Annotated in this window: 18 protein-coding genes and 3 pseudogenes; 9 read left to right on the forward strand and 12 right to left on the reverse strand. The window is 60.0% G+C overall.

Annotated features, from left to right (window positions below):
• Positions 1-17: 17 nt before the first annotated feature.
• Entirely contained in the window at positions 18-1,367 is a 1,350-nt protein-coding gene (locus A4A58_RS29330) for a sigma-54 interaction domain-containing protein (RefSeq protein ID WP_068738851.1), read from the forward strand.
• Between the two features lie 56 nt (positions 1,368-1,423).
• On the opposite strand, the gene A4A58_RS29335 is transcribed toward A4A58_RS29330, so the two are convergent.
• Entirely contained in the window at positions 1,424-3,106 is a 1,683-nt protein-coding gene (locus A4A58_RS29335) for a methyl-accepting chemotaxis protein (RefSeq protein ID WP_068738852.1), read from the reverse strand.
• Positions 3,107-3,308: 202 nt separating this feature from the next.
• On the opposite strand from A4A58_RS29335, the gene A4A58_RS29340 reads away from it, so the two are divergent.
• The 6 genes from A4A58_RS29340 to A4A58_RS29365 all read left to right on the forward strand — a co-directional run bounded on the left by A4A58_RS29340 (position 3,309) and on the right by A4A58_RS29365 (position 8,774).
• On the forward strand, positions 3,309-4,307 hold the full coding sequence (locus A4A58_RS29340; protein ID WP_068738906.1) for a CobW family GTP-binding protein: 999 nt from the start codon (positions 3,309-3,311) through the stop codon (positions 4,305-4,307).
• A gap of 115 nt (positions 4,308-4,422) precedes the next feature.
• Positions 4,423-5,154 (forward strand): nitrile hydratase subunit beta, encoded by a 732-nt coding sequence (gene nthB, locus A4A58_RS29345; protein WP_068738853.1) that lies wholly within the window; start codon positions 4,423-4,425, stop codon positions 5,152-5,154.
• Entirely contained in the window at positions 5,154-5,774 is a 621-nt protein-coding gene (nthA, locus tag A4A58_RS29350; protein WP_068738854.1) for a nitrile hydratase subunit alpha, read from the forward strand. The genes nthB and nthA overlap by 1 nt, the downstream gene beginning before the upstream one ends.
• A 7-nt stretch (positions 5,775-5,781) precedes the next feature.
• Complete coding sequence (locus tag A4A58_RS29355) at positions 5,782-6,096, forward strand: nitrile hydratase accessory protein (RefSeq protein WP_068738855.1); 315 nt, start codon at positions 5,782-5,784, stop codon at positions 6,094-6,096.
• A gap of 309 nt (positions 6,097-6,405) precedes the next feature.
• On the forward strand, positions 6,406-7,428 hold the full coding sequence (locus A4A58_RS29360; protein WP_068738907.1) for a GlxA family transcriptional regulator: 1,023 nt from the start codon (positions 6,406-6,408) through the stop codon (positions 7,426-7,428).
• Positions 7,429-7,736: 308 nt separating this feature from the next.
• On the forward strand, positions 7,737-8,774 hold the full coding sequence (locus A4A58_RS29365; protein ID WP_068738856.1) for a GlxA family transcriptional regulator: 1,038 nt from the start codon (positions 7,737-7,739) through the stop codon (positions 8,772-8,774).
• A 519-nt stretch (positions 8,775-9,293) separates the two neighbouring features.
• On the opposite strand, the pseudogene A4A58_RS29370 reads toward A4A58_RS29365, so the two are convergent.
• From A4A58_RS29370 to A4A58_RS29415, 10 genes and pseudogenes are all read right to left on the reverse strand, one after another.
• A pseudogene (locus tag A4A58_RS29370) lies at positions 9,294-9,887 on the reverse strand (6-chlorohydroxyquinol-1,2-dioxygenase); the annotation flags it as partial.
• The gene (trbK-alt, locus tag A4A58_RS31620) at positions 9,886-10,233 is read right to left on the reverse strand and encodes a putative entry exclusion protein TrbK-alt (protein WP_081422149.1); all 348 of its coding nucleotides are present in this window, start codon (positions 10,231-10,233) and stop codon (positions 9,886-9,888) included. The gene trbK-alt and the pseudogene A4A58_RS29370, both read right to left, overlap by 2 nt.
• On the reverse strand, positions 10,233-10,964 hold the full coding sequence (gene trbJ, locus A4A58_RS29380) for a P-type conjugative transfer protein TrbJ (RefSeq protein ID WP_068738857.1): 732 nt from the start codon (positions 10,962-10,964) through the stop codon (positions 10,233-10,235). The genes trbK-alt and trbJ overlap by 1 nt, the downstream gene beginning before the upstream one ends.
• Positions 10,961-13,402, reverse strand: a complete 2,442-nt coding sequence (gene trbE / locus A4A58_RS29385; RefSeq protein WP_068738858.1) for a conjugal transfer protein TrbE — start codon at positions 13,400-13,402, stop codon at positions 10,961-10,963. The genes trbJ and trbE overlap by 4 nt, the downstream gene beginning before the upstream one ends.
• Before the next feature lie 10 nt (positions 13,403-13,412).
• Entirely contained in the window at positions 13,413-13,676 is a 264-nt protein-coding gene (locus A4A58_RS29390) for a VirB3 family type IV secretion system protein (protein ID WP_068738859.1), read from the reverse strand.
• Complete coding sequence (locus A4A58_RS29395) at positions 13,676-14,062, reverse strand: TrbC/VirB2 family protein (RefSeq protein ID WP_081422150.1); 387 nt, start codon at positions 14,060-14,062, stop codon at positions 13,676-13,678. Before A4A58_RS29395 ends, A4A58_RS29390 begins: the two co-directional genes overlap by 1 nt.
• Positions 13,999-14,920, reverse strand: a pseudogene (trbB, locus tag A4A58_RS29400) (P-type conjugative transfer ATPase TrbB). Before trbB ends, A4A58_RS29395 begins: the two are co-directional and overlap by 64 nt.
• A 1,012-nt stretch (positions 14,921-15,932) precedes the next feature.
• Complete coding sequence (locus tag A4A58_RS29405; protein WP_068738861.1) at positions 15,933-17,345, reverse strand: TolC family outer membrane protein; 1,413 nt, start codon at positions 17,343-17,345, stop codon at positions 15,933-15,935.
• A gap of 25 nt (positions 17,346-17,370) precedes the next feature.
• Positions 17,371-20,514 carry an efflux RND transporter permease subunit gene (locus A4A58_RS29410; RefSeq protein WP_068738862.1) on the reverse strand — a complete coding sequence of 1,048 codons (3,144 nt, stop codon included), beginning with the start codon at positions 20,512-20,514 and terminating at the stop codon, positions 17,371-17,373.
• A 14-nt stretch (positions 20,515-20,528) separates the two neighbouring features.
• Positions 20,529-21,767, reverse strand: a complete 1,239-nt coding sequence (locus A4A58_RS29415; RefSeq protein ID WP_068738863.1) for an efflux RND transporter periplasmic adaptor subunit — start codon at positions 21,765-21,767, stop codon at positions 20,529-20,531.
• A 174-nt stretch (positions 21,768-21,941) separates the two neighbouring features.
• Here A4A58_RS29415 and A4A58_RS29420 point away from each other — a divergent pair, with 174 nt between their 5' ends.
• Together A4A58_RS29420 and A4A58_RS29425 are read left to right on the forward strand one after the other, a co-directional pair.
• A complete protein-coding gene (locus A4A58_RS29420) occupies positions 21,942-22,616 on the forward strand; it encodes a response regulator transcription factor (RefSeq protein WP_068738864.1) in 675 nt (224 codons plus the stop codon).
• Complete coding sequence (locus A4A58_RS29425) at positions 22,617-23,981, forward strand: sensor histidine kinase (RefSeq protein ID WP_068738865.1); 1,365 nt, start codon at positions 22,617-22,619, stop codon at positions 23,979-23,981.
• 734 nt (positions 23,982-24,715) lie between these two features.
• Here the strand turns inward: A4A58_RS29425 and A4A58_RS29435 are convergent.
• Positions 24,716-24,903: pseudogene (locus A4A58_RS29435) on the reverse strand (YnfA family protein); the annotation flags it as partial.
• Positions 24,904-25,025: the final 122 nt, after the last annotated feature.

The raw sequence follows: 25,025 nt of genomic DNA on the forward strand, positions 1-25,025 counted from the left end.
CGACGTGTGAGGCTGGAATGGTCCTTTCACAGTGGATTGCCGGATCGTCTGAGGAAGCAGGCTTCTTGAGGCTTGTTCTCGATCACGTGTCGGACTGTCTCGTTGCAGTTGATACTTCCGGCACGGTCGTCTTGATCAACCAGCCCTATTGCAGGCTCCTAGGGGGGGCGGCGGAAGACTTCGTGGGGCGGCACATAACCGATGTGGTGGGACCACAAACCAAGCTTCATCTCGTGGCACGAGGGGAAGGGAGCCATGTTGGCTATCCCCTGAAGGTGCGCGGCCATCAATTGATCACAAGACAGGTTCCCGTCCTTCAGGACGGCCGCATCATTGGCGCGGTCGGCCTCGCGCTCTTCTCGGATCTCGGCACCCTGAAAAGAACTTTCCGACGGGCCACACAATCTGAGCTAGCGCTGCCTCAAGGTAACAAGCCGTGGCGTTCACGGTTCAGCATCAGCGACATCATTGGCCAAGGCGAGACTATGGATGCCTACCGAAATTCGCTTGAAGTCGTCGCCGGGCACGACATTCCAGTTTTGATTTCTGGTGAAACTGGCTCCGGCAAGGAATTGGCTGCCCATGCCATCCACGCGCATTCGAGCCGATCCGAAGGTCCCTTCGTCTGGATCAATTGCGCGTCGATCCCGAGCGAACTAATAGAGGCGGAATTATTCGGCTATGAAGGTGGTGCATTCACCGGAGCGCGCAGTCGCGGAAAATTGGGAAAGTTCGAGCTGGCCTCCGGCGGCACGCTATTACTAGACGAAATAGGCGATATGCCACTGCATCTTCAGGGCAGTTTACTACGCGTTATTCAGACCAGCGAGATGGTGCGCGTCGGTGGCACGACGCCGGTTGCCGTCAATGCCCGCGTGGTTTGCGCAACCAATCAATCACTTCCCGAGCTCGCTCGCGTGGGTCGTTTCAGGCAGGACCTCTACTATCGCCTTGGCGTATTGCCGATCGACGTACCTCCCCTTCGCGATCGGGACGACATAGAATTTCTCGCTCGACAGTTGTTGAGGCGGATCGCGACTCGGTTGAGCGCCGCGCCGCCGCAATTGGACCGGAATGAGATCATCTCTCTTGTTGCACACCACTGGCCCGGGAATGTTCGAGAGCTGGAAAATGTGCTCACGCGCTTCATCGTTACCGGTCGCCTGATGATGGCCGCCGCACCTCCACGGCTTCAACAGGACGCGGACAGCGCGTCACGACCGCTTAAGCAGCGCATCCAATCCCAAACGGCAACGGAAATCCGGGCCGCATTAGAGCAATCCGGCGGCAACAAGCGCCGCGCCGCCGAGCTGCTGGGTATCAGCCGCGGACATCTTTATCGCCTCATGCGAGAACAAAACCCGTAGCGATAGATCCCGGAGCTTGAGGCGGTCTTAGGCCCTCAGGCCGCCCTGGTCCTGCTCTATGCCGCCCTGATACTGGCGACAAAGCCGCTGACTTCGGCCTGCAACGACCGCAGCTTGCCGGTCAAGCGCGCGCTCGCCGCAACAACGGTGCCCGCCACGTGTCCGGTTTCTGACGTCGCGGCATTGACGTCAGAAATGTTCTGCGAAACCCGGTTCGTTCCGGAAGCTGCGTCCCGAACGTTTTGTGCAATAGCCTGAGTTGCGACGCCCTGCTCTTCCACTGCTGACGCGATCGAAGATGAGATCTCATTGACTTGGTTTATGGTCGCGAGAATATTCTGAATGTTACCGACCACGGACGAAGTCTCGGCCTGTATCGACGTAATTTGCGCACTAATTTCGTCAGTCGCCTTGGCCGTCTGCGTTGCGAGCGACTTCACCTCGGTGGCCACGACAGCAAAGCCCCTTCCCGCTTCGCCGGCGCGCGCCGCCTCGATTGTGGCATTCAGCGCGAGCAGGTTGGTTTGCGCGGCAACGTTATTAATGAGCCCAATCACTTCACCGATCTTGGAGGCTGCCGCAGCGAGCCCCTGTACTGTTGCATTGGCACGCTGCCCGTCGTTAGCGGCCTTGTCGGCAACTTGGGCTGCCTGCGTGACGCGAAGACTTATCTCGTTTATCGAAGCCGACAATTGACCGGCGGCTGAGGCAACCATCTGCACGTTCCCGGATGCTTCGTGGCATGCTTCGGCAACCGAGTTCGCACGCCCGTTCGCACGATCGGCGCTCTCTGACATACTCTCGGCAGCCTTCTGCATTTCACTCGCCTCGGAGAACACCTCCCGCACAACACTTTCGACGCTCGTCTCGAACTTTCCGGCAAGTTCCAGCATAGCCCCACGCTTGTCTTCATCCGCTCTTTGCATGAGTTTTTGCTGTTCGCCGTGCATCATACGAACAGCGGTCGTGTTTTCCTTGAATACGCGCAGGGCGCGGGCGAGACTCCCGACTTCATCGCGGCGGTTTGTGTATGGCACCTCGAATTCATCTTCGCCCGCAGCGAGCTTCTCGGTAAGAGAGGTGATCGTGATGAGCGACTGCGTCACGGCCCGACTGATCGCCAGCGAAATGGCAAGGACCAGAACGAGTAATCCAAGGCAAATCCACGCGAAGGTCCAGGCAGTGTGTCGAAAGATTGCATCGACATCGTCAAGATAGATGCCGGTCCCGATGATCCAGTCCCAAGGCGCGAATTTTTTAATATAGGACAGCTTGGAGACTGGCTGCTCGGAGCCGAGCTTGGGCCACAGATAACCGTAGAAGCCCTCCCCCTGCTTCTGTGCGACGTCGACAAAACCACGAAAAAGGTAGTTTCCACTCGGATCTTTCAGGTCTCCGACCGGCTTGCCATCGAGCTCAGGCTTGGCGGGGCTCATGATCATGTTGGGGGCCATGTCGTTGATCCAGAAGAACTCGACCTTGTCGTAGCGAAGCCCCTTGATCACTGCGAGTGCAGCAGCCTGAGCCTGCTCGCGGCCAAGCGAGCCGTCACCTTCAAGCTTTTGATAGTGCGCCAGGATGCCGTGCCCGATGTCGACCATATGCTGGATCTTGGCCTGCCTATCGGTCATCATCTGGCTGCGGATGTTGTATAGCGCGATCGGTACCAGAGTGATCATGCCCGTTAGCGCTATGCCGATGATGACGAGGAACTTGACTCTCAGACCACGAACAGACATTGGAATCCCTCGATCAAAAAATGATCGTCAGATTGTTCCAGCCCTGTTACCAGACGTTTAAGTATCGAGGCTCTTGCAGTCACAGCGCATATTAGTGACGCTATTTGGCAGAATTTGCACGTTCACCGAAGTTGCGATCACCCTCACCACAAAACTAGCCTTTGCCACGAAGTGGTACAACAAAGCACAGGGGCCGATCGGAATGTCACAGAAAATTCCAGTCACTATCCTCACTGGATTTCTTGGGTCGGGCAAGACGACCCTACTGAATCAACTCCTCGAAAGCGGACTAATGGCGGATTCGGCCGTCATCGTGAATGAGTTCGGTGCCATCAGTATCGATGCCGAGCTAGTCGTCGGCGTAGACGAGGAGATCCTCCAGATCAATAACGGCTGCATCTGCTGCACTGTCCGAACAGATCTCGTTACGACGATTACTAATCTGCTGTCCGGAACGAAACCGATCCGCCGCATTCTCATCGAAACGACAGGGCTGGCCGATCCCGCCCCAATCATTCAGAGTTTCATTGTCGACGAAGTGCTATCAACCAAAACCATGCTCGACGCCGTCGTGACGGTGGTCGACGCCACCCATATTGATCGGTGGCTGGCCGACCAGAGCACCGGCGAAAACATTGCGGCCGAGCAAATCGCCTTTGCCGACATCGTAGTGGTTAGCAAGTTAGATCTGGCCGAAGAAGGCCGTCTCGCCAAATGCGAGGCGACGATCCGGGCCATTAATCCGATGGCGCGCGTGTTGGCCCCGATCGAGGGTCGGCTGAACGTCGCCTCGATCGTCGACGTCAAGGCTTTCGATCTGAAGAACTGCTTGGCCATCGAGCCGCTGCTGCTCTCCGACCTCGAGCACGAGCACGAGCACGACACGTCCGTGATCAGCGTGGAAGTCCGCGAAGAGCGCTCCTTGGACGGTCCTGGATTCTTCAAATGGCTAAACGCTTTCGTTCAACAGAACGGAGACCGCCTTCTACGCTGCAAGGGCATTCTGTCGTTGACCGGCGAAGCGCGGCGTTGGGTATTCCATGGTGTCCATATGACGCTCGAAGGCCGTCCAGGGCGGCCGTGGGCGGGCAGTGAGCCCCGCATCAGCGCGATCGTCTTTATTGGAAGAGGACTCGATGCTGTTCAGATTCGTAATGACATTGCTGGCCTGACCCAACCAGACGCAAGCCTTGTCGCTTAGTTGATCGCGTAGCGCGGTGGACGCCCCGCGGCTGTCTGACCTGGAGGTCGGCTCGGCTCCGGATCCGTCAGCCTCCGGCTGCAAGCGGCGATTTTGAAGGAAAGCGAACTACCGTATGAAATTGCAGCATTACCTCGGAGGCCTCGAAGGCCTCGATCCGATCTCGCTCGAAACACGAGTCTTCGTGGAACCCTGGGAGGAGCGCATCTTCGGCATCCATACAGCGATGATGGCGCTGAGCCCGCAACTCGACCTCGAAGCCACCCCAAGCACGTTCAACACCGAGTGGACTTGGGCGGATCTGCGCAAGGGCGCGGAGGCCATGAACCCGTTCGACTACTTTAGATTCCGCTATTACGAGAAATGGCTTGGCGGCATCTCGGAATATTTCGTCGCGAAGGGGTATATCAGCCAGGCCGACCTCGACGCGCGTACAGCGGCCTTTCTGTCGTCATCTGCCGCGCTGCCGATGGGCGGAGACGTCGCGGTGGATGCTCGGGTGCGGAAATATCTGATGACCGGAGATGATCCGAGACGTGAGCGGCCAGTCCCACCCCTCTTCGCGGTCGGGAACGCCGTTCGTGTCGCCGACCCGAAATCGGTCGGCCACACGCGCCTGCCCGGCCATCTCCGGAACAAGGTGGGCCTCATCGATAGTGTTTACCCCGACGCCTACACCTATCTTTGCGACACCGGCGTTGACGGAGTTGGGAGGGCGATGCCCGTCTATTGCGTCAAGTTCGATCCTGAGGATCTCTGGCCGGGCAACACCGAGACGAATTTCACCTTCTACGCAGACCTCTTTGAGGCCTACCTCGAGCCTGCTGCCACACTGAGGAACCTCTAATGGACCGTTTCGAGTATTCCAGGGACCGCGAAGCCACCAACGCGGCGCGCGCGCGCGCGCTCGAGGCGCTTTTGATCGAAAAGGGCGTGATCACGAGTGAGACCGTCGACAAGATCATGGCGATCTTCGCGACCGAGATGGGCCCGTTCAATGGGGCCAAACTCGTTGCGAAGGCGTGGGTCGATCCAGCGTTTAAGATACTGCTCGCCCAAGATACCATGGCCGCTGTCGAGCAAATGAACTTCGCAACCAAGGGTGCCGGTGCTGAAGGCGAGCATATGAAAGCGGCCGTCAACACGCCGGAAGTGCACAATCTCATTATCTGCACGCTCTGTTCGTGCTACCCGTGGCCGATCCTCGGCCTTCCGCCCTATTGGTACAAGGACCCTTCCTTCCGTGCGCGGGCTGCGCGTGAACCGCGGAAGGTGCTCGGAGAGTTCGGCCTGGACGTAGACCCAGGCAAGGAGATCAAAACCTGGGACAGCAGCGCCCATATTCGCTGGTTTGTGGTTCCGGAGCGACCGGCGGGCACGGACGGGTTTAGCGAAGAGCAATTGGCTGCTCTCGTCACACCGGAGTCGATGATGGGCGTCGCCATCGTCAAACCGCCCGGCGCTTGAGGCAACAATGCAGACAAGCTTCGAGCATTTCGCCATGGGCGCCATGTTGGGACAATCCGACATGCCGCCCAAGGATAACGGAAGCCTCTGCTTCGGTGCGCCCTGGCAGCGCCAAGCGTTCGGTATGGCGCTGGCGCTCTCCAAGCAGGGGGTATTCGAATGGGACGAGTTTCGTTCGGAGCTGATATCGACGATCGCCGCGTGGGAAGCTACCCACGACACGTCTGACCCGAGTTGGGATTACTATGAAATCTGGCTCACCGCACTCGAGACGATGGTGAAACGCTCCGGCCTCGATGGCCGAGCCACACTGGCCCCCTGATCAGCATCGCGTCGTTTGGCGGATGACATCCAAGCTGGTGCTTCGGACCAACAGGGCTGCAAGACTATAATGCCCGTGATAGCGAGCGACGCCGCATCATAGCCGGATTGGCCATGCCCTTCGTTGAAAGCGGCTGCCGAGGCTCCTACCGATCAGCCGCCCCTGCTCCCATACCTACAATGAAAGGTTGGAGCCTCAATTGTCGCACAAGAGTCCGAATTCCGCGTCGATTTGGCCGAAAGTGACGGCTTAATGCACGACAGGGGGTATGAGATTTGCTTACCGATTTTTCTCATTTGAGGATTGATGATGCGCATAGCCTTGCTTGCTCCGCCAGGGGTTCAGTCGCTCGACATCGTAGGCCCGGCCGAAGTGTTCTGGGAGGCAGCCAGGCGGCTTGGAGTTCCGAATGCCTATACTGTGCAAGTGATCGGCGGATCGGCTGATCCCATCCGGGGAACAGGCGGGCTGCGCTTCGTGGCGGACCAGCACATCTTCGATCCCGACCAACCGATCGACACGCTCCTTGTTGGAGGCGATCCGTCATTTGCAACGATCGATCCTGCCATGGTCCAATGGTTGCGGCGCAGAGCCGGTACGGTACGACGCCTCGGTTCGATCTGTACGGGCGTTTTCCTTCTCGGAGCAGCGGGCTTGCTTGCGGGAAAACGCGTGACAACTCATTGGGAATGCGCGGCACGTCTTCGGGCCGAATATCCAGACCTCAATATTGATTCCGATCAGATATTCATCCGAGACGGCAATCTGTGTACCACCGCCGGCGTTACCGCCGGAATGGATCTGGCGCTTGCTCTGGTCGAGGAGGATTATGGGCGAGAGCTGGCACTGGTCGTAGCACGCTACATGGTCATGTTCCTGAAGCGCCCAGGCGGTCAATCACAATTCAGCGCACATCTTGCTGCTCAAATGTCTGGAAAGACCAAAATCCGGCAGGTTCAGCAACACATTCTCGACAATCTCGCGGCGTCACTTTCTGCCGAGAATCTGGCGGCGCAGGCCAGCATGAGCGTTCGAAATTTCACGCGCGTATTTCGCCAGGAAATGAATATGACACCCACTGAATTCGTAGACGCAGCGAGGCTGGATGCGGCCCGGCTATTGCTTGAAGAGGGTGGGAAGTCAATGCAGCAGATCGCTATGCGCTGTGGCTTCGGCAACGCTGACGGCATGAGGAGGGCATTCATCAGAAACCTTGGTGTTGGGCCCGCTGAATATCGGCTTCGATTTCGAAGTGCATGGACTGGCACCAATCATGTCCCGATCGACCATCCGAGATCTAACAGGCCAAGATCCATTCAAACGTCCGGCTAAAACCGTATGCTGTTACGGTAGGTAGAGGCGCCAGCACGCCACCCCGGGCTGCATCATCAGGCTGAAGTGGCAGAATTTGCGCAACTCTAAGCCTTCCGATCACCCCTACACATAGCTGCATCTGAACCGCAAATGGCCGACACTGACGTAACTTTGGCCGCCAAATCGTGACGGATAGCTTACATTCGGCGCCATCGAACGGTCATTGCAACGCTGCTGTCCCGAAATCCGACGCTGCTTCGGCTGACGGGGGTGGATCTGTGTGCCCGGTAGCGATCTCAGATCATTGAACGCCGAGGCATTCATCGATGGCGATCATCACTCAGCCCCCTCAAGAACACCACAGTAACAATGGTCCGGCATTGCGGGTTGGAATCGTGGCCGTCAACGGATCCAACGCAATCGATTTCATCGGGCCGAGCGACGCCGTCAACGAAGCCAGCAAGTCAAACGCAACGCGAAGTCGCTACAACGTCGATTTGATCGGTGTAGCGCCTGGACCAATCGTGAGTTCATCCGGCGTTCGCATGCTACCGGACAAGGTTCTCGGACCGGATTTGGATATCGCCTACGACACCATACTGGTTTCAGGTAGTCAGGATCTTCACAAATCTGGAAACAACTTCCCGCTTTTGGTCGACTGGCTTATCCGATGTGCACCTTCCGCGCGCCGGATCTGTTCAACCTGCACTGGAACGTTCGCCTTGGCAGCGGCCGGTCTCCTCAACGGACGCCGGGCCGCGACGCACCATGATCATACGGAGCAGTTCTCGACGATGTTTCCAAAAGTTCACGTGGAGCCGGACAGGCTCTTCGTTCGCGATGGCATTTACTACACTGCGGTCGGTGGGATGGCTGGGATAGACCTTTGTCTCCACCTGATCGAAAACGATTGTGGCCAAACGACATTTCTGGATGTCGCCAAGATACTCGTCGTTTTCCTAAGGAGGCCCGGCACCCTGCCTCAGGTCAGCGAATTTCTCAAAGCGCAGTCGATCCGAAATACTCAAATCAACCAAGTCATGGACTGGGCCTTAGACAATCTCACCGTCGATCTTTCGGTCGAGGCCCTTGCCAAGCGTGCAGCGATGAGTCCAAGGAATTTCAGTCGCGTTTTCATAGATGAGATGATGACGACCCCCGCCCGCTTCGTCGAAAGCATCAGGGTCGAAGCGGCGCGCATCCTTCTCGAAACGACACCGCTATCCGTCCAGCAAATTTCTCATCGGGTTGGGTTCCGTAACCCGGCTAACATGCGGCGTGCATTCATACGCGTCTTCCAGGCGCCTCCTTTGCAATACCGGCAGAACTTCAACCATGCGGCAGTCAATTGTGACGGGATATAGTTTCTGGAGTTGATGGTCGTTCCAGAGATCGTAGGCCATCAACTACGCCCACGGTCGAGAGTGCGATACGATACAATCGTTTCGCCGCAGTCGTTTTGACGGTCATGTGACACCGAGATGTCGTCCATCGCCTCGAAAGCTCTCAGAAGCTTCGACGCGATAGGATATGTGCACGATCTCGGTTCCGGTCATGCAGATCCGTGGAAGAGTCGTAGTTGACGTCAATCGGTGAACGAGGTCGGCCTAGGCACAACACACCTGCGGCGCTCCGGGACGTCGTAGCTCTAGCGAAGATGTCGATTCAAGATGACTTCGAGTAAGTAGCAGACGGCCGTCGCCGCGGAGAACCGCTCCGCGGCACAGCATATACAGCCGCGTGCGACGCGGACCATGACATTCTTGATGAGGCGTTGCGGCGGCGCACTTGAGGCCTTCGATCAGCGCGCGAAGCACCGGCGTCCCGTCATCTAGCGGTTCAGCGCCGCATCGTCATTCGATGAACCGCCATGACACCGAAGATCACAGCGTAGAAACGGTCTCCGCCACGGGAATGAGGACAAAATCGAACTTGGATCGCCAGCTTGCGTGTTCGTGGTCGATCCGTTCAAATGGCGCGACGAGCGTTTGTTTGACACCGAACACGGTGTCGGACGTGATGTACGGATCGTCGCCAACGAAAGTATGCGTCACTATCTTTTGATAGCCTGGCGCGGTGACGACGTAATGCATGTGTGCAGGCCGGTACGGGTGACGCCCCAAGCTCTCCAGCATCTGCCCTACCGGACCATCGTTTGGGATCGGGTATGAGACTGGCTTGATACCGACGAAACTGTAGCACCCGTCGATGCCGGTTCTGAACACCCCGCGGTTGTTCCATTTCGGCTGAATACCGGGCTGCTGAACGTCATAGAAGCCATCGGCGTTGTCAGACCAAACGTCGATCCGCGCGCCGCAAATCGGATCACCACCGGCAGTGATCACCCGGCATTCGAACAAGCACGCCTCCCCCTTGCCATCGAGTGTGATCTTGTCGCCCATCTTGCGCTCTGGCGCGCCTACCACATGGAATGGGCCCAAAACCGTGTTTTCAGTTGCGCCAGGTGGACGGCGGTTAACCTTGCGGCATCCGGCTCTGATCCTTTGGCGGCAACTCGGACGGTTGGCTGGAGAGCGCATCACTGCCAGCGGGAGCCATCGCACCTCCCTTCTGACCGAAAAAACGACGCCGGTTCTCGGCCCAGATCCGGCGACAGTAGTCATAGCTCGCCGTCTGCTCTGGCCTGACCGTTCGGCAGCGCGTCAGGCTAGGTTCGAGCGTACCCGTGGACTGTGGCGCCGCCGGATTCGAGGCCGTTTCGTCATTATCACCACGCAGCTGGATGGCACATGCCGCTACCAGCATCGTGACCCCGGCTGCAATGACGACTGCTACCCGGCTGAACATGCTGAACGCACTCATCAATGAAACATCTGCACGTTTGAGGATTGATAGCCTTGGCCCGGCGTCAGAAACCGCCGCAGCTGCTCACGGCCTTGGTCCTGCGCCGCTGCGCGTTGAGCCGATTCAAGATTTTGCGCCCTGCCTTGTGCTGCAACGGTCGCCGTGAGATCGGCGAGTTGCTGAGCCTGAAGCGCCAGGATCTGGTTGCCGGCCTGTGTCGCCTGTAGCGCGCCGCTTGCGCCCTGGCTCGATGTCACGAGCGCCGACGTCTGGGTGCGATTGGTGTCGAGGTTGCCGACAACGCCGGCCTGCACACGCAAGGCGTCCTGCAGCGCGGCGACCGAGTTCTGCCAACGCGATTGCGCGTTGGTGATGAGTGCTTGATTGGATTGGTCGCTCGTCGCCGGCGCATAGTTGGTCGAGAACGCGCGGTCGATCTGCTGTACGTCGTAGGCAATGCGTTGCGCCTGAGCGAGCAGTTGTTGGGTGCGTTGGATCGACGACTGAAGTTGCTGCAGCGACGAGTATGGCAGGCTCACCAGATTTTTTGCCTGATTGATCAGTGACTGCGCCTGGTTTTGCAGCGACGTGATCTGGTTGTTGATCTGCTGCAGCTCGCGCGCCGCTGTCAGGACATTCTGCGCATAGTTGTTGGGATCGAAGACGACCCACTGCGCAGATACCGGCGAAATGGCAGCAAGGGACAACGCGACAGCACCCGCCGCCGCAAGAACGCAAAGACGTCTCATATCGATGGCTCCAGATTGCTCAGATTGGGGATGAGATCAGTGGCCCACGACGCTTCGCGATGTCGGAGCCAGGCGGGCACGAAGCCGTCGCGGCCGTGTTCTGCGAGCAGACGTTCGATCGCCGCCTGATCGGTCTTCGAAGAGGCCGCAGTAAAAGCGAGCGCGATTTCGCCCAGACCCAGCTCGAACATCCGATTGCCGCGGCGGGACTGGCAGTAGTAGTCGCGCTTCGGTGTCGCCCGGCTCAAAAGCTCGATCTGCCGGTCGTTGAGACCAAAGCGGCGATAGATCGCCGTAATCTGCGGCTCGATCGCGCGGTCGTTCGGCAGCAAAATACGGGTCGGGCAACTCTCGATAATGGCGGGTGCAATCGCTGAGCCGTCGATATCCGAGAGTGACTGCGTGGCGAAGATGACGGAGGCGTTCTTTTTGCGTAGGGTCTTCAGCCATTCGCGCAACTGCCCGGCAAAGCCCTCATCATCGAGCGCGAGCCAGCCTTCGTCGACGATGAGAAGGGTTGGGCGACCGTCGAGACGATCTGCGATGCGATGAAAGAGATAAGCAAGGACCGCGGGGGCGGCGCCGGTGCCGATCAATCCTTCGGTTTCAAAGGCCTGAACGGAAGCATCACCGAGGCGCTCGAATTCGGCGTCGAGCAGCCGGCCGTAGGGTCCTCCCAGGCAATAAGGTTGCAAGGCCCGCTTTAGCGCGCTCGACTGCAGCAGAACGGAAAGACCGGTCAGCGTGCGCTCCTGGATCGGAGCCGAGGCCAGTGACGTCAAGGCGGACCACAGATGATCCTTGGCCTCCGGCGTGATCTCGATTTTTTCCCGCGCCAGGATCGCGGCGATCCATTCGGCCGCCCAGCCCCGCTCGGAGGCGTCGTCGATCCAGGCCAGCGGCTGCAATGCGACAGGTTCTGACGCATCGTCGGACAGCGCGCCTCCGAGGTCATGCCAGTCGCCACCCATGGCGAGAGCAGCCGCCCGGATCGATCCGCCGAAATCGAAGGCAAAGATCTGCGACCCCGGATAGCGGCGGAACTGCAACGCCATCAGCGCCAGCAGCACCGACTTCCCGGCGCCGGTCGGACCAACCACCAGGGTATGACCGACGTCACCGACATGGAGAGAAAATCGGAACGGGGTCGAACCCTCGGCTTTTCCGAACAGCAGAGGCGGTGCCGCAAAGTGATGGTCACTCACCTCGCCGGCCCAGATCGCTGATAGCGGAATCATATGGGCCAGGTTGAGGGTCGAGACCGGTGGTTGCCGGACATTGGCATAGGCATGACCGGGCAAGCTGCCGAGCCAGGCTTCGACAGCGTTCACCGTCTCAGTCATCGCGGTGAAGTCGCGACCCTGGATCGTCTTTTCGACCAGGCGCAGCTTTTCATCGGCAATGCGCGGGTCGTCATCCCATACGGTGACAGTCGCGGTGACAAAGGCTTCACCGATCTGGTCAGAGCCCAGTTCCTGGAGCGCGGCATCGGCGTCCATCGCCTTGTTGTGGGCGTCTGTATCAAGCAGCGTCGATGCCTCGTTCGTCATCACCTCCTTGAGGATGGCCGCGATCGACTTCCTCTTGGCGAACCATTGCCGGCGGATCTTCGTCAGCAATTTGGTGGCATCGATCTTGTCGAGCATGATCGCACGCGTCGACCAGCGATACGGAAATGCCAGACGATTCAGTTCGTCGAGTATTCCGGGCGTCGTCGCGGTCGGAAACCCAACGACGGTGAGAACACGCAGATGCGATGCCCCCAATATCGGCTCGAGGCCGCCGGTCAGCGGCTGGTCCGCCAGCAGCGCGTCGAGATACATCGGGGTCTCGGGCACCCGGACCCGATGACGCTTCGTCGACACACAGGAGTGCAGATAGGTCAGTGTCTCCGGGTCATCGAGCCAGGCGCATTCGGGCATAAAACCTTCGACCAGCTGCAGCACCCGATCGGTACGATCGACGAATCCGCGCAACACCTCGCGTGCGTCTGCACTCTCAGTGCGATCGCGGCCCTCGTAGAGAAGCCGTTCGACCCGCGCGGCGTCCTCAACTGCCGGTAGATAGAGGAAGGTGAGAAAATAGCTCGACTCATAGTGAGCTCCCGCCTCTTCGAACTGGGCTCTGCGCTCCGCGTCGACCAGGGCGGACGCCACATCCGGAAACGTGCTTGCCGGATAACGGCTGGCAGAATGACGTTGAGCTTCAACAAAAACGGCCCAGCCCGAACCGAGACGGCGCAAGGCGCTATTGAGGCGGCCAGCGACGGCGACGAGTTCGGCCGGCACTGCGCTGTCGAGATCCGGTCCGCGGAACCTTGCGGTGCGCTGGAATGAACCGTCTTTATTGAGGACGACGCCGTCCCCAACCAATGCGGCCCAAGGCAGGAAATCCGCGAGGTGGGTGTTTGAGCGGCGGTATTCGGCAAGATTGATCATGTTCACGAACTCAGATGCTGAGATGACCGGGAATGCGCAGATGACGGCGCACCACATCGACGAAAGCGGGATCACGCTTGGCAGCCCAGACCGCGGCCGCATGGCCGATCGCCCAGAGCAAGAGACCTGCGATCCAAAGCCGCAGACCGAGACCAAGGGCGGCTGCGAGCGTGCCGTTGACGATGGCGACCGCCCGGGGCGCGCCACCCATCAGGATGGACTCGGTCAGCGCGCGATGCACGGGTGCAATGAGGCCGGCGACGGGCTCGTCCATCAGACCAGGACTCCGCCGCCGAACGAGAAGAACGACAAGAAGAAGCTCGAAGCCGCGAAGGCGATCGACAGGCCGAACACGATCTGGATCAACCGGCGAAAACCACCGGAGGAGTCGCCGAAGGCGAGCGTGAGACCCGTGACGATGATGATGATCACCGCGATGATCTTGGCGACCGGTCCCTCGACCGATTGCAGGATCTGATTGAGCGGCTGCTCCCACGGCATGTTGGAGCCGGCAGCCCAAACCGGAGCGGAAGCGAAAAGAACTATGCCTGATACGCTGAGCGACATGGCATGGTGAGAAAGAGATGATCGAGGTCTCATGTTTGATCTCCTGCTGGTGAAAGGCCGTAGTCGCCGGCGGGTCCGAGCCCGGTGACGCATGCGAGTTCGGTGAGACGACGATCCGTGCCGCGGCCGGCTAGAACGGCGACAATGTTGATGGTTTCTGCGATCAGGGCGCGCGGAACGGTGATGACCGCTTCCTGAATGAGTTGCTCGAGCCGGCGCAGAGCGCCCAGCGCAGTCCCGGCATGAATGGTGCCGATGCCGCCGGGATGGCCGGTGCCCCAGGCCTTGAGGAGATCGAGCGCTTCGGCGCCGCGCACCTCGCCAATGGGGATGCGGTCCGGTCGCAAACGAAGTGACGACCGCACGAGATCCGACAGTGAGACCACGCCGTCCTTGGTGCGCAGCGCCACGAGGTTCGGCGCCTTGCACTGCAAGTTCGCGCGTATCCTCGATCAGCACCACACGGTCGGCAGTCTTGGCGACTTCCGCAAGAAGGGCGTTGGTCAACGTGGTCTTGCCAGTCGAGGTACCGCCGGCGACCAGAATGTTTCGGCGTGCGGCGACGGCGCTGCGCAAGGCCTCAGCCTGATCCGAGGTCATGATGCGGGCGGCAACGTAGTCGTCAAGCGTGAACACGGCTGCTGCTGGCTTGCGGATAGCAAAGGCGGGAGCCGCGACCACCGGTGGCAGGAGGCCCTCAAAACGCTCTCCGGTCTCGGGCAGTTCAGCGGAAACGCGGGGCGCACCAGCATGCACTTCGGCACCGACGTGATGCGCCACCAGCCGAACAATGCGTTCCCCGTCAGCAGCCGAGAGGCTCTGTCCCGTGTCCGTCAAGCCGCTCGACAGCCGATCAATCCACAACCGGCCATCGGGGTTGAGCATCACCTCGACGATCGAGGCGTCCTCCAGATATCGCGCAATGGCGGGGCCGAGCGCGCTGCGGAGCATGCGCGCGCCGCGCGAGATCGCCTCTGCTTGAGCCGAATGAATTGCCACTGCCGCCCCCAACAACGACGCCGCTTAAGAAGCGCCCTCAGATGTGGATGATTAGAAAAGGCAGGAACTTGCCCGGCGCAACAACGCGCCCAAGGCGATCGTAGATTGGCGTAAAAAGAGAAAGACTAGGCGAGATGAGTGAGACCGAAGAATCTGCTATCGACCAAGAAACGCGCGGCGACGTCTGGATCATCTTCACCGAGAATTTCTGCAAGTCAGCCTGCAGGAATATGTCGAGAGATTCGGCGTGATTGCGAACAACTGCGGATGTCCGCCGTGCTCTGCTCAGTGATGGCGGGGCTGCGGAAAGAACCATTCTTGGACCTAACATTAAACCATTGGGACGAAGCCGCCATTTTCGGAGCGCTCTTTTGCCTGGCAGCCGCTTGCAGTAGTGAAGCGACGAGGTCGCTATGAGAACCGCATTCGGCATCCTGCACCAGTTTTTCCGGTGGTGGGACGGGCACCCATGACCGTCGCCAAGAAGAAGAGCTCGCTTTTGCATTGCCATCGTCGCGGCAGCAATTATCACGGCGAGCTTTAAGTCGTTGATCGAGGCCCTGCAGAGTTTCGTTCGCGCGGCAGTCCGATCGCGGTGCGGCTAGCAAGGTGGGATCGGCGATCCGGCGCGGCAGACGCTATGCGATTAATCCGTTGAGAACTGTGCAGCTGTCCGTGAAAAACAGAGACGAAACTCTCCGTGAGACAACCCCGCATAGTGCGAATCGATGCGCGAAAAGATAGCCCAAGCGGCTCCGGCTGATGGGGCATCAGCCGGAGCCGCAAGGCGACAGGCACACGCTGAGAGCGGCATGCCTCCCGCAACCCGAAGACGGAACGGGAATCGAATGGTCGAACCATGCGACGATCCCGCTCCGTCAAAAACTCACCTCGGACAGCTATCGCGGCCGCTGCGTAGCTATCGTCGCAGCGAACGAGCCGCAGAGACCGGCAACCGAGCACGCTATCTCTCCGACGGCGTTCGCAGGCCGAGCCATGCATCGCGCACCTGCTGGTAATGCACCTCCGGCAGATAATCGGGCGTGTTGAGAGCTAGTGTCCGGACATCCAGCCCGCCGACTGCGCCCAGCAAGATGTATGATGCGATCACACGGTCACGCAGTGCGCCGATCAGACGGGCTCTTGCCTGAATCAGATCCTGCTGCGCGTTGAGGACATCGACGGTGGTTCGTTGGCCGCCTTGCGCTTCGCGCTGTACGCCCTGCAAGGCGACGCCGGCAGCCTTCACTTCGGCTTCTGCTGCGGAGACCGCGATCTTGCTGCCTTCATATGACACCCACGCGCCGACCGCAGCCGTGCGCGCCTGATTGCGGATCTGCTCGAGCACCTGACGGCTCTGCGTGGCCAGTTCCTTGGCTTGCCGCGTCTGGGCGGCAGCCAGCCCGCCGTCATAGAGCGGCACGGAGGCCTGGCCGACGATGGACGCCTGGTCCGTCCCGTAAGTGCCAAGCGTCGAGTCGGACTGCATCGAACGGCTGACATTCGCCTGCACGGCGACCGTCGGATACAGGCTGCTTTCCGCAACGCTGATGGTCGTCGTCGCTACATCGACATCGAACCGGGCAGCGAGAACGGCGGGATTGGCTGAGGTGGCCTGAGTGATCGCACCGTCGCGGCTGGTCGGCAGCAGCCGATCGACTGGTTCTGCGGGCGCCAACCGTGTGGGCGCAGCGCCGATGACCTGAAGGTACGTCGCCTGGTTGATGGCGAGACCGACTTCTGCAGCATTGAGATCGGCCTGCCCGCGCGCCAGCCGCGCTTCCGCCTGCGATGTATCGGTCGGCGTCACGTCGCCTGAGGCAAGACGCTTGCGCGCGACTTCGAGGGTCTCGCGCAAGGCGGACACGTTGGCACGTTGCGCATCCAGGAGTGACGTGCTCGCCAGCACGTTCGTGTAGGCCGTCACGGCATCGAGCAAAACGCCCTGACCGACATTGCGCAGCGCCTCACGGCCGCTCTTGACCTGAAATTCAGCCACGCGAACGCTGTTGGCGGTCTTGAACCCGTTGAACAGCGTCTGCGTCACGGTCACGCCGATCGTCCACGGCTTGAGCGTCGCACTCTGGATGGTGTTGTCAGGCAGAAGATTGCGGACCGCCTGCAGGCCGACACCGAGCGTTGCGGCGACCTGCGGCCTGTATCCGGCCATCGCCTGCGGCACATTCTCGTCCGCCGCACGCTGCCGGGCGCGATCCGCATTGAGTTGTGGATTGGACTGATAGGCCTTCACCAGCGCGTCGTTCATGTTTTCCGCGCGAACGGCTCCGCCAGAAATCGTCAAGGCTGCAGTCACGCCAATGACCTGACAACTCGTCGATACCCGTCGCTGGCTCTTGATGCTGCCCCGCTTCACCATCGCATGCCCCCTACTGCCACGCCGATCATTCTGCGGGCACGGCATTCGGCGCAGCCTCGACGGCGCGCTCGCGCTGCGAGAACATGCCGATCAGCACGGGCAGGACCAACAGAACCAGCACCGGCGCGAGCACGATGCCGCCAACCACGACCAAGGCCAACGGCCGCTGCACCTGTGACCCGATCTCGGTGGAGAATGCTGCCGGCAGAAGGCCGACGCAGGCGGCGATGCAGGTCATCATCACCGGACGGAACCGCGCGTGGCAGGCTTCGGCGAGCGCGTCCATCCGCGCCATGCCGGCGTCGATTTGCTCGTTGAAGTAGGACAGCAGAATGATGCCCTCCATCACCGAAATGCCGAACAGCGCGATGAACCCGATCGCCGCCGACACGCTGAACGCGGTGCCGGTCACGCCGAGCGTGAAGATGCCGCCGATCATCGCCATCGGAATGACGCTCAAAGCGAGGCACATGTCGCGGAACGAGGAGAAGTGGAAATACAAGATGACGCTGATCAGGAGGATCGTGATCGGCACGATCACCTTGAGCCGCGCGATCGCATCCTGCAGATTTCCGAACTCGCCGACCCATTCCAGCCGGTAGCCCGGCGGCAACGTCACCTCGTCGGCGATCTTCTTCTGCGCTTCCAGCACCGTGCTGCCGAGATCGCGGCCGCGCACGCTGAACTTGATCGGCAGATAGCGCTGCTGCTGCTCGCGATAGATGAAGGACGCACCCGCCACCAGGTTGACGCTGGCGACTTCCTTCAACGGAATCTGCACCACCGAGGAGCCGTTGCTGACGCCGATCGTCAGGCGCTCGATGGCGCCCATACTCTTGCGATAGGGCGAAGCCAGCCGAACCATGATCGGAAAGTGCCGGTCACTGCCGTCCTCATAGACCTCGCCGGCCGCCTGCCCGCCGATCGCAGTCTGCACGGCCGAATTGATATCGCCCGGCGCGAGGCCGTAACGCCCGGCGGCGTTGCGATCGACATCGATGCGGATGGTCGGCTGCCCGACCGAGTTGAACACCGCAAGATCGGTGACGCCGGGCACCGATTGCATGGCAGCCTTGATCTTCGCCGCCGTCTTCGTGAGCACATCGAGATCAGGCCCGAACAGCTTGATCGAGTTCTCGCCCTTCACGCCGGACACGGATTCCTGGACGTTGTCCTGGATATATTGGGAGAAGTTGAATTCGATGCCCGGAAACTCGCTGCTCAAGCGGTTCGAGAGCTCGTTGGTCAGCATCTCCTTATCGACATCCTTGCGCCACTCGCTGCGCGGGCGCAGCGGCACGAAGAATTCCGCATTGAAAAACCCGGTCGCGTCGGTGCCGTCGTCGGGCCGGCCCTGCTGCGACACCACCGTCTCGACCTCCGGATACCCCTTGATCAGCTTTCTGATCTGGTTGACGTATTTGTTGCCTTCATCGAGCGAGATCGACGGCGGCATCGAGGCACGCACCCACATATTGCCTTCCTCGAGCCGCGGCAGGAATTCGAGGCCGAGCGAGCGCGCCATCAGCAGCGATCCGAGCACCAGCAGGCCTACGACAGCCAGTGTCGCGCGGCGGCGGTCGAGCGCCAGCTTGAGCACCGGCTCATAGACCCGGCGCAGCCAGCGCACCACGACGGTCTCGACCTCCTTGACGCGTTCCGGCAGCAGCACCGCACTCAGGGCCGGCGACACCGTGAGTGTCGCGAGCAAGCCGCCGCTCAGCGCATAGGCATAGGTCTTGGCCATCGGCCCGAAAATATGCCCTTCAACGCCGCTCAGCGTGAACAGCGGCAGGAAGCCGACGATGATGATCAGCGCCGAGAAGAAGATCGCGCTGTTCACCTGGGTCGCCGCATCGAAGATCACCGCGAGCTTGCCCTTGAAGCCGCGGCGCAGCCCGGCTTGATCGGTCGCGCGCGCATGGCCGGCGAGATGCCTGAAGATGTTTTCCACCATGATCACGGTGGCGTCGACGATGAGGCCGAAATCGATCGCGCCTATCGATAGCAGGTTGGCCGACTCGCCCCTGATGACGAGAATGCCGATGGCAAAGAACAGCGCGAACGGAATCGTCGCGGCGACGATCATGGCGCTGCGGAGGTCGCCAAGGAACGTCCACTGCACGAAGAACACCAGCAGGATGCCGAAAGCGAGATTGTGCAGGACCGTATGCGTCGTCGCCTGGATCAGGTCGCTGCGGTCGTAGATGCGCTCGATCCGAACGCCTGGCGGCAAGATGCCGCTGGCATTGATATTGGCCACCTCCGCCTCGACACGCCGGATGGTCGGCAAGCTCTGCTGCCCGCGCCGCATCAGCACGATGCCCTGCACGATGTCGTCGTCATTGTCCTTGCCGGCAATGCCGAGCCGCGGCTTGGCACCGACCGCCACTTCGGCGATGTCGCTGACGCGAATGGGATTGCCGCTCGACGAGGACAGCATGGTGTCACGCACCTCCTCGAGGGTGCGGATCAGGCCGACGCCGCGCACCACGGCGGATTGCGGACCGATATCGACGGTGTTGCCGCCGACATTGATATTGCTGTTGTTGAGGACGGTGATCACCTGCGGCAGCGTGAGGCCCGCAGCATCCAGCTTGTTCAGATCGATATTGACGTCGAAAGTCTTGCTCTTTCCGCCCCAGCCGGTGACGTCGATGACGCCGGGCACCGAGCGGAAACGTCGTGCGATTACCCATTCCTGCAGGGTCTTCAGATCCATCACGCCGTAATTCGACGGGCCGACGACCCGGTACCGGAAGATTTCGCCGATCGGGCTGGTCGGCGAAATCGTCGGCTGGGCACCATTCGGGAGCTGTGGCAACTGGCTGAGGCGGTTGAGCACTTTCTGCTCGGCTTCCTCATAGGTGACATCGTATGTGAATTGCAGCTTCACATCCGACAGGCCGAACAGCGAGATCGTCCGCATGGTCTTGAGATTCGGGACCGACGAGACCGCCTGCTCGATCGGGATCGTGATGTAACGCTCGATTTCCTCGGCCGACTGCCCGGCACTCTGGGTCACGATATCGACCAACGGCGGCACCGGATCGGGATAGGATTCGATGTTCAGCTTCAGGAACGCGATGACGCCCGCGCCAAGCGACAGCACGAACAGGACGACAACAAGCACACGAAACTTAAGTGCGAATTCAACGATGGCGGTCACGGCGCTACCTCAACTCAATAGGCGTTTGCAGCGCGGTCGATGAAGATGCTGCCCTTGACCACCACGCGCTCGCCGATATCGAGTCCTTCGAGCACCTGCACCCTGTCGCCGTCGATCAATCCGAGGCGAAGCTTGCGCATCTCCAATGTGTGATCGTCACGCGCAACCCAGATCCGCGGCTCGTCGCCCGTGTAGATGATCGCGCCTGACGGAATGTTCGGCGATAGCCGACGCTCGCCACCGTCGAACAATGTCGCGCTGGCGAACATTTCCGGCCGCAGCACGCCGTCGGAATTGTCGATCGTGCCACGCACGAGCAGGCGTCGAGAGACCGGATCGAAGGCGGATGCGACATAGTCGATGCGAGCGCGAAAGATTCTGTTGGGCGCGGCCAGCACCTTGAAGGAGACGTCCTGACCGAGCCGGACCTGCAGCGCATCGGTCTCCCGCACGAAGGCCACGAGCCAGACGGTCTTCAGATCGCCGATCACGAAGGCCGGATCGGACGCACCGGTGCCGACATACTGGCCCGGGCCCAGCTTGCGCTGAACCACGGTGCCCGAGATCGGTGCGACGATGGTGGTGTCTGGATTGATCTGCCGCTTCTCTGCGAACTGGTCGATGGCCTGATCACTCAGGCCGAGAATGCGCAATTTGTTGCGCGCGGCCTCGATCGCCGTTTCGCCGGACCGCGCATCGTTCTGCGCTGTGGCGAGATCCGCTTGTGCCTGCTGCCAGTCCTTAAGCGGCACGGCCTTGCCGGCATAGAGATCGTTGGCCCGCTTCTCGATCGTCTCCGCGAGCTTCAGCTTCGATTTGGCCGTGTTGAAGGCGCTGCTGGCCGCCACGTAATCGTTGAGGCCTTGCACGGTGTCAGCCGCTTCCAGTACGAAGAGCGGTTGCCCCTTTTCGATCATCTCACCCGGCTTGGCGAAAATCTTGCTGGTCCGGCCGGCAAACGGGGAAAACACCGGCGTCGACGTTTCGTCATTAACCGCGATCTTGCCTTCGGTCGTGAATTCGGAACGAAATGCGTGGCCTTCGGGGGCAGCGAGTTCCAACGCCCGCCACTGCGCTTCGGTTGGCCGATAAACACCGTCGGCGGCTGGATCGACAGCAGCGATTTTGCCATCGCCGACCGCCGCCTGCACATCGAAGAACTGCCGGCCGGCGACAAGAGCGGCCAGGCCGAGGCCGGCCAGGATCACGATCGCAATGAGAATGGGGAGACGTTTCATCACTTCCGACGACATCACTGTTTGGTGGTAGCGGGCCGTCGCTTCAGACGATCCTCGGGCGCGATGCCGATAGCCTTCCAACCTTACAGCAGCCTTACAGGCCTCCGGCGCTGCAGGCCCAAGGTTAAAGATCCTCAGGGCTTGCTCCCGGAGGGTCAGATCGGCCAAGTTCCGCGCGGGAGAATTTCCATGCGGCTGCTTGTGATCGAAGATAATGACGAACTTGCAGGACTGCTCGCCCAGGGCCTGCGAACGGCGGGGTATGAGTCCGATCGGTTCTCCTCGGTCGAAGATGCTAGGATCGCTCTGTCGACCGTCTCCTATGCCGCCCTCATTCTCGACCTTGGCCTTCCGGACGGCGATGGACTCGATGTGCTCCGGGAGTTGCGGCGCCGGAGCGATTCCATTCCCGTCATCCTGCTCACGGCCCGCGGCGGACTGGACGACCGGGTGTCCGGTCTGAAGCTCGGCGCCGACGACTATCTGGTGAAACCCTTCGCGCTCGAGGAACTGCTGGCGCGGATTGAGGCCCAGCTTCGACGGCCGGGCCAGTTGCTTGGCGCGTCGCTGAAGGTCGCCAATCTCAGCTTCGACACCCGCGAACGGCGATGCTTGATCGATGACACGCCCCAGCCGCTGTCAGTCCGCGAAACGACGGTGCTCGAACATCTGATGCGCAGTAAGGGACGCGTGGTTTCCAAGCGGCAACTCGAGGACAGCATCTTCGGATTGTCGGAAGACGTCGGATCGAATGCCATCGAGGTCTATGTCCACCGGCTGCGCAAGCAACTAAGCGAGAAAGGCTCGAAGGCGCAGATCCATACAATCCGCGGCGTCGGCTACCTCATTTCCGAGGACCAATAAGTGCGTCCTCTCAATTCGATTCTCTCACGTGTCGTGGTGCTACACATCGTGGCCGTTGCAATTACGTCGCTGGCGATGTGCATCGCGCTATCCTGGTTGCTCAATCGCGCAACCGACAATATCCATGACGAAGCGATGCGCAAGCAGGCGACGGCGATCGCCTCGCATCTGCGCATGGGGGCGGACGGAAAGCCCGCCCTGCAGCTGCCACCCGATCTGCAAGGCATCTACTCGCAGCCCTATAACCGATATCTCTACGCCGTCGTCGACGAGAATGGTACCGTCCTGTTCTCGTCACAGGCCAACCACGCGCCGGTCTTTTCGGACTGGGCGAAAACCGATCTCTCACTTGATGAAGCGCGGCGCGGCGATGCTACGATTTCGGGGGTGAGCCTTCGCAAAAATCTCGATGGCAAGGACTTCTGGATACAAACCGGCGAAAATCTGTCGAACCGCGATGCCTTGACGGATGACATCACCCGGGGATTTTTCCGAGAGGTCGGATGGATCACCGTTCCGATCCTGTTGATTCTGCTCGTGATCGATATCGCTATCTTCCGCAGAGCGCTGCGGCCGCTGAGACACGCGTCGCTGGTCGCTCAGAATATCGGACCGACACGCACGGATGTTCGCCTTCCCGCCGACAATATGCCGCTCGAGATCAAGCCGTTGATGATGGCGGTCAACCGTGCTCTGGATCGACTCGATGAAGGCTTTCGCGTGCAGCGCGAATTTGCAGCCGACGCGGCCCATGAACTGAGAACGCCGCTAACCGTTATTCGCACGCGACTGGATCTCGTCGGCAACCAGGAATTGGTCGCGAGCTTGCGCAGGGATCTCGACAGCATCAGCCACCTGGTCAATCAGCTTCTGGAATTCGCCGAGGTCGAGACCGCCGAAATCTCTCCTGACGAGATCGCAGATCTGAGGGAGATCTGCGAAAACGTTGCAGCATTTGTCGCGCCGCTCGCCATTTCCCAAAGAAAGACGGTCGCCCTGACGGGAGGCGAGGAGCCTGTGCTCGTCTTTGGTAATCGGGAGATGATCCGGCGGGCTGTGCTCAATCTCGCAAATAACGCGGTGGAGTACACCGCGGAAGGCACAACCGTCGAATTTTTGATTCAGCGAGACGGAACGCTAGGTATCAAGGACGCCGGCTCAGGGATCTCTCCAGACGAGCGGGAGCTTATATTTCAACGCTTTTGGCGCCGAGATCGGAAGCGTTCCGGGAGCACCGGCTTGGGTCTATCAATTGTCCGCAGGATAGTAGACATTCACGACGCATCAATTCGCATTGAAGACAATCCAACCGGCGGGACCACCTTTACTGTAGCGTTTAGGGCATATCTCGATGGAACGCTCTAGACCTCATATTGCGTTCCTGCGCTTCGTTGCCGGCGTAGGCCGCGCTCTATGAACTGCGGGGGCATAATTCTGTTAACGGCCGTAAGCGAGCCGGCCAGCATGAGAAAGCCGACGAAACCGGAGCGCTCAAGCTTGCAACCGGGTTTAGCACTGCTGTTGAACGTGCGGATCGGGTGGATACTGCAGGTCATAACGACCGCTTTGCCGAGTTAGCGAAGTCGTCAAACATAAACGCTGGTTTGGATTTGACGGCTCTCCCGCCACCGCACAATTCACGACTGATCCGAGCGGACTACAAGGCGCCGCTCCACATATGTATAGCTAGGTGAATGAGGTAACTAGCTTAACTTATCAGGCCAACCGAACCCTTTGAGCGCCAGACCGACCGTTGCGTGTGCTTCTGGATTCGCTCCGGTCCGAAAAATTTAGCATCGCGTCCGACCGTGATCCGTGGTCGTAGCTATTTTGAAGAAGCCGAGATCGTCGAGTGGGAACAGCGGCGGGCGAGGAGTTCGGCGGCCTCGGCTGCTGAAGGTAGCTCGCACAGCTAGTCGCTAGACGCCCCACACTTAATCCTGCTCTTTATTACATAAGATAGATTATGCGGCTCGTAGAGTTGCGAGGCACACCGTCACGGACGCCTCAAGGCCAAGCCCTACGGGCGCTGCGTGGCCTTGAAGCGTCAGATCACGTTTCAGCAACTGACGTGTTCCAACTATGCTGAGCGCGGCCCGAATGATGGCGGCGCCAGCTAAGCAGACGGCCGCACCCGAGAGTCCCAACGGTCCGGCCTGTGACCTTCCGCCAGCCACAGCCACAGCACCGACGCGATGATGTAGATGCCGCCATAGGCCGCGTAAGTGCGTCCAGCGGCTTTGCTATCGACGAGGGTTAGCAGATAAGCAAACAGCACTAGAGCCAATCGACATTGAGGATTCCCAAGAGGTCTAATCGCTGATTCATAGGGTTCCGTGATTTGGACGGAGCATGTGATGGCGACGAAGCGCTACGAATTGAACGAGGCGCAGTGGTTGAAGATTTCGC

The organism is Tardiphaga robiniae (genome assembly GCF_001618955.1).
Lineage (GTDB): Bacteria > Pseudomonadota > Alphaproteobacteria > Rhizobiales > Xanthobacteraceae > Tardiphaga > Tardiphaga robiniae_A.